The organism is Demequina sp. NBRC 110057, from assembly GCF_002090175.1.
Classification (GTDB): Bacteria; Actinomycetota; Actinomycetes; order Actinomycetales; family Demequinaceae; genus Demequina.
Window position 1 is genome coordinate 545,189 of the sequence record NZ_BBRN01000004.1, and the last position, 13,039, is coordinate 558,227.

Genomic DNA, 13,039 nt, shown 5'->3' on the forward strand with positions numbered 1-13,039 from the left:
CGGCCCACCCCAAGGAGTCCCCGTGAGCCAGGCTGACAGCCACGACATCATCCGCGTGCGCGGAGCGCGCGAGAACAACCTGCGCGACGTGTCGCTCGACCTTCCCAAGAGGCGCCTCACGGTCTTCACCGGCGTCTCGGGATCGGGCAAGAGTTCGCTCGTGTTCGGCACCATCGCTGCCGAGTCCCGGAGGCTCATCGACGAGACCTACCCGGCGTTCGTGCAGGGCTTCATGCCCTCGCTGAACAGGCCCGACGTGGACTCCCTCGAGGGCCTCACGACGGCGATCATGGTCGACCAGGAGCGGATGGGCGCCAACTCCCGCTCCACCGTGGGCACCGCGACCGACGCCAACGCGCTGCTGCGCATGCTGTTCTCACGCGTGGCACAGCCGCACATCGGCTCGCCTCAGGCCTACTCGTTCAACGTGGCGTCCGTCTCCGGGCAGGGCGCCGTGCAGATGGAGAACAGCCGCGGCACCACCACCAAGGAGGTGCGATCGTTCTCGATCCAGGGCGGCCAGTGCGCGAGGTGCGAGGGAATGGGAGCCGTGTCGGACATCGACCTCTCCCAGGTGGTCGACGAGTCGAAGTCGCTGCGCGAGGGGGCCATCACGGTGCCGGGCTTCACTGCAGACGGCTGGATGGTGCGGATCTATGCGGAGGCCGGGTTCTTCGACGGCGACACCCCCGTCAAGGACTTCACCTCGCGTCAGCGCGACGACTTCCTCTACAAGGAGCCCGTGAAGGTCAAGGTCAACGGCATCAACATGACCTACGAGGGCCTCATCCCGCGCATCCAGAAGTCGATGCTGGCGAAGGACAAGGAGTCCATGCAGCCGCACATCCGGGCCTTCGTGGAGCGCGCGGTCACGTTCCAGACCTGCCCCGAGTGCGACGGCACGCGCCTCAACGAGACGGCGCGCTCCTCGGTGATCGACGGCAAGTCCATCGCCGACCTGTGCCGCATGCAAATCACCGACCTCGCACAGTGGTTCGCCGGGGTCGACCTCCCGGCCGCAGGCCCGCTGGTCGAGGGGATCCGGTCCGTCCTCACCGCCTTCGTGGACATCGGCCTGGGCTACCTGTCCCTCGAGCGGCCCACCGGCACGCTGTCGGGAGGCGAGTCGCAGCGCACCAAGATGATTCGCCACCTCGGCTCGGCCCTCACCGACGTCACCTACGTGTTCGACGAGCCCACCATCGGGCTTCACCCGCACGACATCCAGAACATGAACGACCTGCTGCTGCAACTGCGCGACAAGGGCAACACGGTGCTCGTCGTGGAGCACAAGCCCGAGACCATCGCGATCGGCGACCACGTGGTCGACATGGGCCCGGGCGCCGGCACCGACGGCGGCGAGGTGGTGTTCGAGGGCACGCCGGCGCAGCTCGCCGAGGCCGACACGAGGACCGGCCGGCACCTTCACGACCGCGCGGGGCTCAAGGAGGCGGTGCGCACGCCCGCCGGCGCGATCGAGGTCAGGGGCGCCGATGCCCACAACCTGCGCGGCGTCGACGTCGACATCCCCACGGGCGTCCTGGTGGTCGTCACGGGAGTGGCAGGCTCGGGAAAGTCCTCCCTCATCCACGGCTCGGTGACCCCGCGCGAGGACGTCATCGCGGTGGACCAGAGCCCCATCCGCGGGTCTCGCCGCTCGAGCCCCGCCACCTATACGAGCCTGCTTGACCCCATTCGCAAGGCGTTCGCCAAGGCCAACGGGGTGAAGCCCGCCCTGTTCAGCTCGAACTCCGAGGGTGCGTGCCCCGTGTGCAAGGGCGCGGGCGTGACCGTGACGGACCTGGGCCCCTTCGACTCCGTCGAGACAGTGTGCGAGGAGTGCGAGGGCCGCCGCTTCCAGGCCTCCGTCCTCGAGCACACGCTGGGCGACAAGAACATCGCCGAGGTGCTCGGCATGTCGGTGGCGCAGGCCGAGGAGTTCTTCGCGACCGGCGACGCCAAGACCCCCGCCGCCCACAAGATTCTGGCCCGCATGAAGGACGTGGGGCTGGGTTACCTCAAGCTGGGTCAGCCGCTCACGACCCTCTCCGGGGGAGAGCGCCAGAGGCTCAAGCTCGCCGCCCGCATGACCGAGAAGGGCGACGTCTACGTCCTGGACGAGCCCACGACCGGCCTGCACCTCGCGGACGTGTCGACGCTGCTGGGGCTGCTCGACAGGCTGGTGGACTCGGGCAAGACCGTCATCGTCATCGAGCACCACCAGGCGGTCATGGCGCACGCCGACTGGATCATCGATATGGGCCCCGGCGCCGGCCACGACGGCGGCGCAGTGGTGTTCGAGGGGACGCCGGCGGCTCTCGTCGAGGACGCGTCGACGCTCACCGGCCAGCACCTCAAGGAGTACGTGGGCCGATGAGCGACGAGACCCTCAGGTTCGATGCCGTCATCGGCGTCGACATCAAGGGCGAGACGTGGTCATGCGTCGAGATCCCTGGCTCCGCAGAGTTCTTCGGCACGGGCCGCGCGGTCCGCGTGGACGCGACTGTCGACGAGGTCACGCTCACCAACGTGGGCGCCATGGTGACCGGCCGCGGCGGGCACATGATCTCGCTCAGCGCCAAGGTCAGGAAGGCGCTCGGGAAGGACATCGGCGACACCGTCGCGGTCACCGTCACCCAGCGTTGAGGCGTCGTCCGGTGCTGACGCGTCGGCAGCCTCGGCCGGCGTGACGGCGCGGGGCCTGCCGGCGATCGCGCCCACGGCCACCGCGACGAGGACCAGCGCACCGCCCGCGAGCTGGACGGGGCTGAGCGACTGGCCCAGGACCCACCAGCCGAGCGCGCCAGCGGTCAGCGGGGTCAGGAAGCTCAGGAGGCTCACCTGCGTGGCGGGAAGCTTCAGGATGCCGCCGAACCACAGCAGGTACGCGATGGCGGTGCCCGGGATGGCGAGCCACGCATAGCCCAGCAGGTTGTCGGCCGTGAGGCTCGAGGGAAGGCCCTCGAGCGCAAGCAGCGGCACGAGCAAGACGAGCCCGCCCGCGACCAGCTGCCAGCCCGTGAACGCGAGCATCGGCACGGGGCGCCCCCACCGCTTGGTGAGCATGACACCCGCCGCGGTCGAGACCGCCGCGCCGAGCCCGGCGGCGATGCCCCAGGCGTCAAGCCGCGCCGACGGCGTGATGACGAGGAGCGCCACTCCCGCGACCCCCGCACCCGCGGCCACGCGGGCCAGGGGAGAGACCCGCTCGTGCAGCACCACGCCGGCGAGCATGGCGGTGATGAGCGGGTGCACTGCCGCAAGCGTCGCGGCGATGCCGCCGGGGAGGCGATAGGCCGAGGCGAACATGAGGGCGAAGAAGGCGCCGATGTTCAGGGTGCCGAGGACGGCGGCCTTCCACCACCAGTCGCCGCGGGGGAGGACCCGGGTGAGGGCCAGCAGCGCCAGGCCGGCGGGTAGGGCGCGCAGCGTGGCGGTCAGCAGGGGGCGGCCGTCGGGCAGGAGCTCGGTGGTCACGAGGTAGGACGTGCCCCAGGTGATGGGGGCCAGCGCGGTGAGGGCGAGCGTGCGCAGGGTGTTCATGACGACCTTCTTCGAGGAGATATTTCGATGTCAAGATATCAGACATATCTCGACGTCAAGATATTCCGCTGGCATGATGAGCCGCATGCCAGACCGCCAGCCCGATGCCGTCGACGCCTTCTACGCCGCGTGGAGCCGCGAACGCCCGGACCTCGACCTCGAGGCGTTCCCCATCATCGGGCGCCTGTCCCGTTTCGCCGACCTGGTCCAGGACAAACTCGACGCGGTGTTTGCCGAGCACGACCTCCAGTCGTGGGAGTTCGACGTGCTCGCGGCGCTGAGGCGTGCGGGGGAGCCCTACGAGCTCACGCCGGGGGAGCTGGATCGCGCCCTCCTCATCTCATCGGGCACCACGACGCACCGCGTGCAGCGCCTCGAGCAGCGCGGCTACGTCACGCGCAGGCGCGACGAGGCCGACCGCCGCGTGGTCCGCGTGCGCCTCACCGATGCGGGGCGGGAGGTTCAGGCGTCCGCCCACGCGGCCCACGCGGCCAACGAGACGCGCATCCTCGCGGGGCTCGCGCCGGGGGAGCGGGATGCACTCCTCGGCGGGCTCATGGCGCTGGGCCGTGAGTTGGGCGATGTCGCGCCCGGCACGGCGCCCGCGGACGCGACGGGAATGCCGGGCCCCACGATGTAGTTGAATCCTCAAGTAATCGGGCCTACGCTGGGCTCGACCACCCGAGGAGAGCCATGACCGCCGTCACCTTCGCCGCCACCGCGGCCACCGCATCGGCCGTACCCGATGCCGCCCTGCGCACCTCGGTGCGCGTGCCCCTGCACTTCGCGGACGGGTACAGCACCGAGGCCGACGTGATGACCTTCACGGGCCTCGTCGACGGGCGCGAGCACCTGCTGCTTGGCCTGGGCGACTGGCGCGGCGCGCTCGACGCCGCCGCCCACGGGGGCCAAGCGCCGCTCACGCGTCCGCACTCGGAGTGCCTCACGGGCGACGTGTTCGGCTCCGAGCGGTGCGACTGCGGGCCGCAGCTGCGCGAGGCGGCGGAGCGGATCGCCGCGACGGGCGGTTTCCTCGCGTACCTGCGCCAGGAGGGCCGGGGCATCGGCCTGTATGCGAAGTTGGACGCCTATGCGCTTCAGGACGCGGGCCTCGACACCTACGAGGCCAATCGCGCCGTGGGCCACGGCGACGACGAGCGCGACTACGCGATGGTGGCGCAGATGCTGGCCGCCGTCGGCGCTTCGCGCATCCGCCTGCTGTCGAACAATCCCGACAAGGCTTCGCAGCTTCGTGGGTACGGGCTCGTGGTCGACGAGCAGATCCCCACGGGCGTGCACCTGACCGCCTCCAACGCCCACTACCTCGCCACCAAGCGCGAGGTCACCGGCCACCTGCTGGACCTCGCGTGACGGCGCGGCCGGCGCATCGGCCGGACTCCCTGGACGCGGCGACGGCCATGGGCGCCGTGACCCTCAAGGTCGCCGACCTCGACGCGATGATCGCGTATTACCGCGACGGCGTCCTGCTAGAACTGTTATCCCTGGTAGATGGTGTGGCGACGCTGGGGCGCGGGGGAGTGCCCGTCGTGGTGCTGGAGCACGCCCCCGAGCTGTCGTGGGCGGCCCGCGGCGCCGCCGGGCTGTTCCATACGGCGATCGTCTTCGACACGCGCGCGGAGCTGGCCCGCTCGCTGTACTCGATCGCGCGGCGCTACCCGGGCACCTACACGGGCAGCGCCGACCACCTCGTCTCGATCGCGTTCTACATGACCGACCCCGAGGGCAACGGCGTCGAGCTGTACTGGGACAGGGAGCGCACCGCGTGGTCGTGGGTGCACGGCCAGGTCGAGATGGGGTCGATGTACGTGGACCCGAACTCCTTTCTCGAGGAGCACCTGGTGCGCGACACGGCCGACGCTGTGGAGGGCCTCGCGCCGGCGTCCGTGGGCCACGTGCACCTGTCGGTGGGCGACGTCGACACGGCGCGCGCGTTCTATGTGGACGCTCTGGGCTTCGACCAGACGTTCGCCATGCCGGGGTCGGCGCTGTTCGTCTCCGCTGGCGGGTATCACCACCACATGGCGATGAACGTGTGGAACTCGCGCGGCGCGGGCCTGCGCGCCCCGGCGTTGGGCCTGGGGCTCGTACGCATCGCCCTTCCCACGGCCGATGCGGTGGGCGAGGCGGGGGAGCGGCTCGCCTTTGCGGGGGTGTCGCTGGCGGACGACGGCCGTACGGTGCGATTCGACGACCCGTGGGCGAACCGGATCGAGCTCTCCGTGGAGGGCGCCCCACGATGACGGATGGCGGCCCTCATGACCGTCCTCCGTGCGCGCCGCTCAGCGACGCGGCGGTGTCATTGGAGCCATTGAGGGAGGACCACGCCGAGGAAATGGTGCAGGTGCTCGCCGCGCCCGAGTTGTATCGCTTCACGGGCGGCGCGGCGCCGTCACTCGCCGAACTTCGGCAACGTTATGTCAGACAATCGCGGGGACTGTCGCCGTCGGGCGACGAGGCGTGGCTCAACTGGCTTGTCCGGGACCGGGCGTCGCGGGAGGCACTCGGGTACGTCCAGGCGACGGTGGCCCTCAGTGCGAGCCAGCGGACGGCATCGGTCGCATGGGTCGTGGCACCGGCGCATCAGGGACGCGGCATCGCGACGCGCGCCGCGAGACTCATGGTGAGCCACCTGGAGTCCGACGGCGTCCGGGCATTCTCGGCGAGCATCGCCGACGGCCACACGGCTTCAGAGCGCGTCGCGACGCGTCTCGGCATGCGCCGCACCGAGGAACTCGACGACGGTGAGGTTGTGTGGCGGCGATGAGGGCCGCCATGGCGCCTCGTGAGGTTCACTCCTCCGTAACGCCGATAATGCACATTATGTCATTTACGTCGTGAGCGAGCCGCTCCGGCCACTGCCCCGACGCTGAGCCACGACAGGATCGCGGCGACGGACACCGCGGACATCACCGTGCCGACCGACAGGAACGACCCGACGGACAGCACGGAGCCCGCTGAACCGATGCTGAGCACCGAATCCGTGGAACCGATGCTGAGGATGGAGCGATTGCTGCCGATCGACAGCACGGATCGGTTCGAGGCGATCGACTTCCACGACTGACGTGACGCGTGAGTGTCCATGCTCAGCACTCTAGGTGGGGCTTTCGCCTTGTGCCGCGGTCAACGCTCTGCCAGAGTCGGAGAAGTCTCAGGGGGAAACATGAAACTCGGTTCGGCCATCAGCGGTCTCGCGGTTCTCGTCGTGCTTGCAGGATGCGGCGCGGCCGATGTCGCGGCCCCTGAAGGGTCACCCACCCCTGTCGCGATGTTGACGGCCGTCACCGGCTCGACGCCGGCGCCCGATCTCATCGGCCTCTCGCTCGACGAGGCCGTCGACGCCATGGAGGCCGCCACGGGAACCCGTCCCCAGATCATGATGGAGTCCGACGGCGTGGTCATCAGCCAGTCCCCCGAACCCGGAGAGCCCCTCCCGGCCGAGGGGGCCATGTCCATCGAGTTCTCGCGGTGAGCACCCCGCCCGCCTTCGCCGGGCCGCGAGGCAGACGCTTCCTGCTCGAGCTCGCGCGGGCGCTGTCCGAGGACGTCTCACACCTGACCTTTCACGCCGCGCTGTCCCTGGAGCCGGAGCCCGGCGGGTCGCGGCTGCGGCTCTTCGCCGGCGACGGCGCCCCGCCTCACGTGACCACTGAGGACATCGCACAAGCCATCGCGCGCGTGGACGTCGACGCCATCACGGCCGATGCCGTGTGGGACGCCGTGCGCGCCGCCGTCGACGACGCACGCTACTGGGAGCCACCCGGCGGTGAGGACGTCCTGTCCGCGGCCCCCGAGCTCGCCGGAGTCCTGGGCGGACTCGCCCAGGCGGTGCGGGACGCAGGGATGCTTCCCGACGGTCACGACGGGAACCTGGCGATGGTGTCCTGGGCCGAGCAGCCCATCGACTGGCCCACGCCCACCGCGGCGCCCTCCCTGCTCCAGGAGTGGTCGGCCGCCACCCGCGGGCACGAGGCCTTCGCGGCTCGCGAGTGGCCAGCCAACCCCGAACACACGGTGTCGAGCGAATGGTGGTCGACTCCCCCCACACGGCCTCGTCGTGTCGACCCCCGTCGATGCCACTCGCGGGCCCTGGGGCCTGAGCTTCGTCGAGGACGGCTTTGGCGAAGAGAGCGCCAGGGTGGCGCCGGTGACCCAGCACCGCGACGCACGGGTCCGCGTCGTCTCGTCGTCCGCCGACTGGACGGCACTATGCCTCGAGGCACCCCTCGAGGTCACGGCAAGTAAGCGTGGCGACTGGTTCCACACCACGGGCCGCCGCGACCTGCGGTGGGTGGTGCCGGACTGGTCCGTCATCGCGGAGGACGCCGATGCCGTGCAGCTCACCCTCGCCGGCTACCTCGATCTCGCGGGGCGTGCACTCGAGGTCTACCCGGGCGTCGGCAGCGTGATCGCGGGGTGGAACCCCGGCGATACCTACTCCTTTGGCGCCGTCACGATCGCGCCGGAGGCCGCCCGCGAGTGGCGACGCGACGACGAAACACAGCGCTGGTCCGTCGTCCCGTAGTGCACCACTCCCCCGCGGCGAGCCTCCTCCAGGCACAGAGAGCGCCGCGATAGGCTCGCTACCAGCGCCGATGTATCCGCGCCACCCTGAGAAGGCTGGAGGAGCGATGTCCGAGACCCTTGATGTGGCTGCGATTCCCACGCGTTGGAGGGAGCTCGACGACTCCTTCGGCGCCGCGCGAGCGCAGGCACGGGGCGCGGACCCCGCCCTCCTCACCGACCGCGGCAGCGCCGTCGTGCTCACCGCTCCCCACGCCACCAAGCATTACCGTGCGGGTGGCCTTAAACAGGCGGACCTCCACACCGGATCCCTCACCATGCTCGCGGGCGAGGTGGCCCACGTCTCCACGGTGGTCGTCACGCGCGCACGCCACGAATGGGAAACCTGGGACGAGCGCGACGACGAGTTCACCCGCCACCTGCGCGAGCTTCGCCACCCCGCACGCATGGTGGTCGACATGCACGGCATGGCCGATCACCACGGCCCCGACTTCTGCCTGGGGACCGGCCCTCAGCCCGGCGCGCTCGAGGAGATGGCCGTCGACATCCTGCGCGCGGAACTCGAGCCCTTCGACGTCGCCGTGGACTCCCCCTTCGACGCGAGCCCGCACTACACGGTGACGAGCCTCGCACAGCAGCACCTGGGCCTCGCGGGCCTCCAGATCGAGGTCGCCGCGCGCTGGCGCAGCCCTCACGACGACGCCGCCGCACCCGCGGTCTCGGCGCTGTCCTCGGCCCTCACCGTCGTGGACGAGCTCCTGCGCGACGCGGCCTGAGACCACACGACGAGGGGCGGGACGCGCGTGCGTCCCGCCCCTCGTCGTTGACGATGCGTGGCGCCACTACAGCGCCGCGACCGCCCTCAGCTCGATCGCGACGCCGTGCGCCCAATCGCGGATCTCCGCGAAGTCTCGGAAGTCGCCCTTGGGCGGGTTGAGCGCGCGGATGATCGCCTTCTCCCCCGCGTTCAGGCGCTCGTAGTCCAGGGCGCCGTCAAACGTGCGGTGCTCGCGCGCGCCCACGAGCTGCGCAAGATCGCGCGCCTCGTTGAACTCCTGGTGCGGCTGCTTCACCGTCGCCATGCCCACGGAGAACATCCACACGTCACGGTGACGCAACTCCTCGGCGTGCTCGCGCACGAGTCCCGCGGCGTCGCGTCGCCACAGCCCCCCGTACACGGCCGAGCCGATGATGATCGCGTCGTAGAAGTGGACGCCGGCGACCTCGCAGGCGTCCGCGCTGTCGACGTCGATGCCGAGCGAGGTGAGCTCCTCGGCGATCACGCGGGCGACCTCGCGGGTCGACCCGTACTTGGATCCGTTGGTGACCAGAACCTTCATGACGACCTCCTCCTGTGCTCACTCCAGTGTGGCGTGAGGATGAGGCGAATCCGAGGGACCTACGTCCCCAGGTCGGTTACCAGGCGCTTCTTGAAGTACCCGGCGGTGCAGACAGCAGCCCCCACACGGCATCCGCATCCTCCAGGGACGCGGGCCGCACGAGGGCCGCCTCCGCGCTAGTCGACAATGAGGATCAGGTCTCCGCCGCTCAGCGCCTCGGCCCCGTCGAGCGCGACGCGCGCCACCGTGCCCGCCACGGGCGACGTGATGGAGGACTCCATCTTCATCGCCTCGATGGTGGCGACCGTCTGACCGGCGGCCACCTCGTCACCCATCGCGACCGCTGCCGTCACGACCCCCGAGAAGGGCGAGCCGATCGACCCCGGCGCCTGCGCATCGGCCTTCTCGCGCTCGACGATGTCAACCGAGGCGGCCTCGTCGCGGATCTGCACCGGGCGCAGCGAGCCGTTGTAGTTGAACATCGCGGTGCGCTCGCCGTGGTCGTCGGGCTCGCCGAGTGCCTCGAGCGACACCAGGATCTCCTTGCCCTCGTCCAGGCGCACCGTCACCTCCTCGCCGGAGCCGACGGTGAGGCCGTACAGGTAGTGGAACGTGTCCACGACGGAGATGTCGCCGTACGTGTCCACCGCCACATCGAAGTCCTTCGCGGGCCCGGGGAACAGCAGGTGGTTGAGACGGCGGCGACGCTCCGGCCCGGCCGATGCCAGGGCCGCGCGGTCGTCGTCCGTCAGTTCCGCACGGGGCTTGGACTCGCCGCGACCCTCGAGGGCCTTGGTGCGGAAGGGCTCGGGCCATCCGCCCGGCGGGTCGCCGAGCTCGCCCTGAAGGAAGCCGATGACCGAGTCCGGGAGGTCCTGATCCTGCGGGTTCGCCTCGAACTCGGCGGGGTCCACTCCCCCGGCGACGAGGTTGAGGGCGAGGTCGCCCACCACCTTCGACGACGGCGTGACCTTGACGAGGCGGCCGAGCATGCGGTCGGCAGCGGCGTACATGTCCTCGATCTGCTCGAACTTGTCCGCCAGCCCCAGCGAGATGGCCTGCTGGCGCAGGTTAGAGAGCTGACCACCGGGGATCTCGTGGCGGTACACGCGTCCCGTGGGACCGGGCAGCCCCGACTCGAACGGGCCGTACAGCTTGCGGACGGACTCCCAGTAGGGCTCCAGGTCGAGCGCGGACTCGAGCGGGATGCCGGTCTGGCGGGCCGTGTACTCCATCGCGGCGATGAGCGCGCTCATGGGGGGCTGGGACGTGGTGCCGGCCATCGCGGAGTTCGCGACGTCCACCGCGTCCACACCCGCCTCGGCGGCGGCGAGCAGCGTGGCGGTCTGGCCGCCCGTGGTGTCGTGCGTGTGCAGGTGGATGGGCAGGTCGAACCGCTTGCGCAGGGCGTCGACCAGGACGAACACCGACGCGGGCCGCAGGAGTCCCGCCATGTCCTTGAGCGCGAGGATGTGCGCGCCGGACTCGACAAGCTGCTCCGCGAGGCGCAGGTAGTAGTCGAGGGTGTAGAGCTTCTCGTCGGGAGAGATGAGGTTGCCGGTGTAGCACAGGGTGGCCTCGGCCACCGCCTGGCCGGTGTCGCGCACCGCCTGGATGGCGGGCCGCATCTGGTCCACGTCGTTGAGGGCGTCGAAGATGCGGAAGATGTCGATGCCCGTCGCGGTCGCCTCCTCCACGAAGGCGTGGGCGACCTCGTCCGGGTAGGGCGTGTAGCCCACCGTGTTGCGTCCGCGCAGGAGCATCTGCAGGGCGATGTTGGGCATCGCCTCGCGCAGCTCCGCCAGGCGCAGCCAGGGGTCCTCCGACAGGAAGCGCATGGCGACGTCGTAGGTCGCGCCGCCCCAGCACTCCACCGAGAACAGCTCGGGCATCATGCGGGCCGTGTGGCTCGCGGCGCCCAGCAGGTCATACGTGCGCACACGGGTGGCGAGCAGCGACTGGTGCGCGTCGCGCATGGTCGTGTCGGTCAGGCGCAGGCGCTGCTCGGCACGCAGCGCGGCGGCGAACCCCTCCGGGCCCAGCTCGAGAAGCTGCTGACGCGTTCCCGGCGCGGGCTCGGCGTCGAGGTCGATACGCGGCAGCTTGGCACGCGGGTCGACGATGGTGGCGGGCGGCTCTCCGTGCGCGCGGTTGACGGTGCGGTGGCCGAGGAACGTCAGCAGCTTGGTGGAGCGCTCGGCGTTCTCCGGCACCTCGAGCAGCTGCGGGTTCGACTCGATGAAGGCGGTCGTCACTCCCCCGGCGCGGAACGACTCGTCGGCAAGGACGGCGCGCAGGAAGCGAATGTTGTTGGTGACGCCGCGGATGCGGAACTCGGCAAGGGCGCGCGACGCGCGCGTCACTGCCTGCTCGAAGTCGTGGCCGCGGCACGTGAGCTTGACGAGCATCGAGTCGAAGTGGCCGGTGATCTCGTTGCCCGCCATTCCCGTCGCGCCGTCCAGGCGCACGCCGGCGCCGCCGGGCGACCGGTAGGCGACGATACGGCCGGTGTCGGGAAGGAAGCCGTTCAGCGGGTCCTCGGTGGTGATGCGGGTCTGCACCGCGAAGCCGCGGGTGCTGATCTCGTCCTGGCGGATCCCGATCTGTTCCAGGGTCTCGCCGGCGGCGATGCGCATCTGGGCGGCGACAAGGTCGATGCTCGTGACCTCCTCGGTCACCGTGTGCTCCACCTGGATGCGCGGGTTCATCTCGATGAACACGTGCTTGCCGGCGCGCTCGCCCTCCGTGGCCAGGAGGAACTCGACGGTACCGGCGTTGACGTAGCCGATCGAGCGGGCGAACTTCACCGCATCGGCGCACAGCGCCTCACGGATGGCGGGGTCGAGCGCCGGGGCGGGCGCGATCTCCACCACCTTCTGGTGGCGGCGCTGCACGGAGCAGTCACGCTCGTACAGGTGGACGATGTTTCCCTCGCCGTCCGCGAGGATCTGCACCTCGATGTGGCGCGGGCCGAGCACTGCCTGCTCGAGGAAGACGGTCGGGTCGCCGAAGGCCGTGTCGGCCTCGCGCATGGCGGAGGCGAGCGCCTCGGGAAGTGCCTCGCGAGTCTCGACGCGGCGCATGCCGCGCCCACCGCCACCCGCGACGGCCTTGACAAAGATGGGGAAGCCGATGGCGTCCGCCGCCTCGATGAGCTCGTCGGTGTCCTTGGACGGCTCCGACGAGTCGAGGACAGGCACGCCCGCGGCGCGCGCCGCCTTGAGCGCGGCGACCTTGTCGCCGGCCTGCTCCAGCACCTCGGGAGGCGGGCCCACGAAGGTGACGCCCTCCTGGGCACAGCGGCGCGAGAGCTCGACGTTCTCCGAGAGGAAGCCGTAGCCGGGGTAGATCGCGTCGGCGCCGGCGTGCTTCGCGACGCGCAGCATCTCGTCGATGTCGAGGTAGGCCTTGACGGGGTGGCCCTCCTCGCCAATCCGGTAAGCCTCGTCGGCCTTCACCCGGTGCTCCGACATGCGGTCCTCGTGCGGGAACACCGCGACCGTCTTGGATCCGAGCTCCACCGCCGCGCGGAACGCGCGCACCGCGATCTCGGCTCGGTTGGCGACCAACACCTTAGAGAACATTGACTCCCCTTCGAACGTCTCTTGACGTGC

Annotated in this window: 13 protein-coding genes and 1 pseudogene; 9 read left to right on the forward strand and 5 right to left on the reverse strand. The window is 70.3% G+C overall.

All coding sequences use genetic code 11. From position 1 onward, the window contains the following. Positions 1–22 precede the first annotated feature (22 nt). Positions 23–2,377 carry an excinuclease ABC subunit UvrA gene (locus B7K26_RS07520; RefSeq protein ID WP_084078293.1) on the forward strand — a complete coding sequence of 785 codons (2,355 nt, stop codon included), beginning with the start codon at positions 23–25 and terminating at the stop codon, positions 2,375–2,377. After that, positions 2,374–2,646, forward strand: coding sequence for a DUF1905 domain-containing protein (locus tag B7K26_RS07525; protein ID WP_084078295.1), 273 nt, complete (start codon positions 2,374–2,376; stop codon positions 2,644–2,646). The genes B7K26_RS07520 and B7K26_RS07525 overlap by 4 nt, the downstream gene beginning before the upstream one ends. An 84-nt stretch (positions 2,647–2,730) precedes the next feature. Here B7K26_RS07525 and B7K26_RS07530 read toward each other — a convergent pair. Then, positions 2,731–3,543 (reverse strand): annotated as a pseudogene (locus B7K26_RS07530) (EamA family transporter); the annotation flags it as partial. Positions 3,544–3,619: 76 nt separating this feature from the next. Between B7K26_RS07530 and B7K26_RS07535 the strand changes: the two are divergent. The 4 genes from B7K26_RS07535 to B7K26_RS07550 are packed head-to-tail and all read left to right on the forward strand — an operon-like array spanning position 3,620 to position 6,328. Further along, positions 3,620–4,183, forward strand: coding sequence for a MarR family winged helix-turn-helix transcriptional regulator (locus B7K26_RS07535; RefSeq protein ID WP_234998737.1), 564 nt, complete (start codon positions 3,620–3,622; stop codon positions 4,181–4,183). A gap of 53 nt (positions 4,184–4,236) precedes the next feature. Continuing rightward, positions 4,237–4,914: a GTP cyclohydrolase II gene (gene ribA, locus B7K26_RS07540; protein WP_084078299.1), complete on the forward strand. Its 678-nt coding sequence runs from the start codon at positions 4,237–4,239 to the stop codon at positions 4,912–4,914. Positions 4,915–4,961: 47 nt separating this feature from the next. Further along, complete coding sequence (locus tag B7K26_RS07545) at positions 4,962–5,804, forward strand: VOC family protein (RefSeq protein WP_084078301.1); 843 nt, start codon at positions 4,962–4,964, stop codon at positions 5,802–5,804. Continuing rightward, positions 5,801–6,328 (forward strand): GNAT family N-acetyltransferase, encoded by a 528-nt coding sequence (locus B7K26_RS07550; RefSeq protein WP_084078303.1) that lies wholly within the window; start codon positions 5,801–5,803, stop codon positions 6,326–6,328. Before B7K26_RS07545 ends, B7K26_RS07550 begins: the two co-directional genes overlap by 4 nt. Positions 6,329–6,387: 59 nt before the next feature. On the opposite strand, the gene B7K26_RS07555 is transcribed toward B7K26_RS07550, so the two are convergent. Then, positions 6,388–6,645 (reverse strand): hypothetical protein, encoded by a 258-nt coding sequence (locus B7K26_RS07555; RefSeq protein ID WP_143340566.1) that lies wholly within the window; start codon positions 6,643–6,645, stop codon positions 6,388–6,390. Positions 6,646–6,724: 79 nt separating this feature from the next. Between B7K26_RS07555 and B7K26_RS07560 the strand changes: the two genes are divergently transcribed. Next, positions 6,725–7,033, forward strand: coding sequence for a PASTA domain-containing protein (locus B7K26_RS07560; RefSeq protein ID WP_159449643.1), 309 nt, complete (start codon positions 6,725–6,727; stop codon positions 7,031–7,033). 385 nt (positions 7,034–7,418) lie between these two features. Here the strand turns inward: B7K26_RS07560 and B7K26_RS07570 are convergent, their stop codons facing one another. Then, a complete protein-coding gene (locus B7K26_RS07570; protein WP_084078311.1) occupies positions 7,419–7,607 on the reverse strand; it encodes a hypothetical protein in 189 nt (62 codons plus the stop codon). Between the two features lie 11 nt (positions 7,608–7,618). Between B7K26_RS07570 and B7K26_RS07575 the strand changes: the two genes are divergently transcribed. Further along, entirely contained in the window at positions 7,619–8,086 is a 468-nt protein-coding gene (locus tag B7K26_RS07575; RefSeq protein WP_084078313.1) for a hypothetical protein, read from the forward strand. A 106-nt stretch (positions 8,087–8,192) separates the two neighbouring features. Next, positions 8,193–8,861: a hypothetical protein gene (locus tag B7K26_RS07580; RefSeq protein WP_084078315.1), complete on the forward strand. Its 669-nt coding sequence runs from the start codon at positions 8,193–8,195 to the stop codon at positions 8,859–8,861. A 66-nt stretch (positions 8,862–8,927) separates the two neighbouring features. Here the strand turns inward: B7K26_RS07580 and B7K26_RS07585 are convergent, their stop codons facing one another. Next, the gene (locus B7K26_RS07585; protein ID WP_084078317.1) at positions 8,928–9,425 is read right to left on the reverse strand and encodes a flavodoxin domain-containing protein; all 498 of its coding nucleotides are present in this window, start codon (positions 9,423–9,425) and stop codon (positions 8,928–8,930) included. Between the two features lie 176 nt (positions 9,426–9,601). Next, on the reverse strand, positions 9,602–13,009 hold the full coding sequence (locus B7K26_RS07590) for a pyruvate carboxylase (RefSeq protein ID WP_084078319.1): 3,408 nt from the start codon (positions 13,007–13,009) through the stop codon (positions 9,602–9,604). Positions 13,010–13,039 lie beyond the last annotated feature (30 nt).

Coding starts and splice junctions, on each gene's coding strand:
- B7K26_RS07525 (WP_084078295.1), top strand. CDS start 2,374: ATGAGCGACGAGACCCTCAGGTTCGATGCCGTCATCGGCGTCGACATC.
- B7K26_RS07535 (WP_234998737.1), top strand. CDS start 3,620: ATGAGCCGCATGCCAGACCGCCAGCCCGATGCCGTCGACGCCTTCTAC.
- ribA (WP_084078299.1), top strand. CDS start 4,237: ATGACCGCCGTCACCTTCGCCGCCACCGCGGCCACCGCATCGGCCGTA.
- B7K26_RS07545 (WP_084078301.1), top strand. CDS start 4,962: ATGGGCGCCGTGACCCTCAAGGTCGCCGACCTCGACGCGATGATCGCG.
- B7K26_RS07550 (WP_084078303.1), top strand. CDS start 5,801: ATGACGGATGGCGGCCCTCATGACCGTCCTCCGTGCGCGCCGCTCAGC.
- B7K26_RS07555 (WP_143340566.1), bottom strand. CDS start 6,645: ATGGACACTCACGCGTCACGTCAGTCGTGGAAGTCGATCGCCTCGAAC.
- B7K26_RS07560 (WP_159449643.1), top strand. CDS start 6,725: ATGAAACTCGGTTCGGCCATCAGCGGTCTCGCGGTTCTCGTCGTGCTT.
- B7K26_RS07580 (WP_084078315.1), top strand. CDS start 8,193: ATGTCCGAGACCCTTGATGTGGCTGCGATTCCCACGCGTTGGAGGGAG.
- B7K26_RS07585 (WP_084078317.1), bottom strand. CDS start 9,425: ATGAAGGTTCTGGTCACCAACGGATCCAAGTACGGGTCGACCCGCGAG.
- B7K26_RS07590 (WP_084078319.1), bottom strand. CDS start 13,009: ATGTTCTCTAAGGTGTTGGTCGCCAACCGAGCCGAGATCGCGGTGCGC.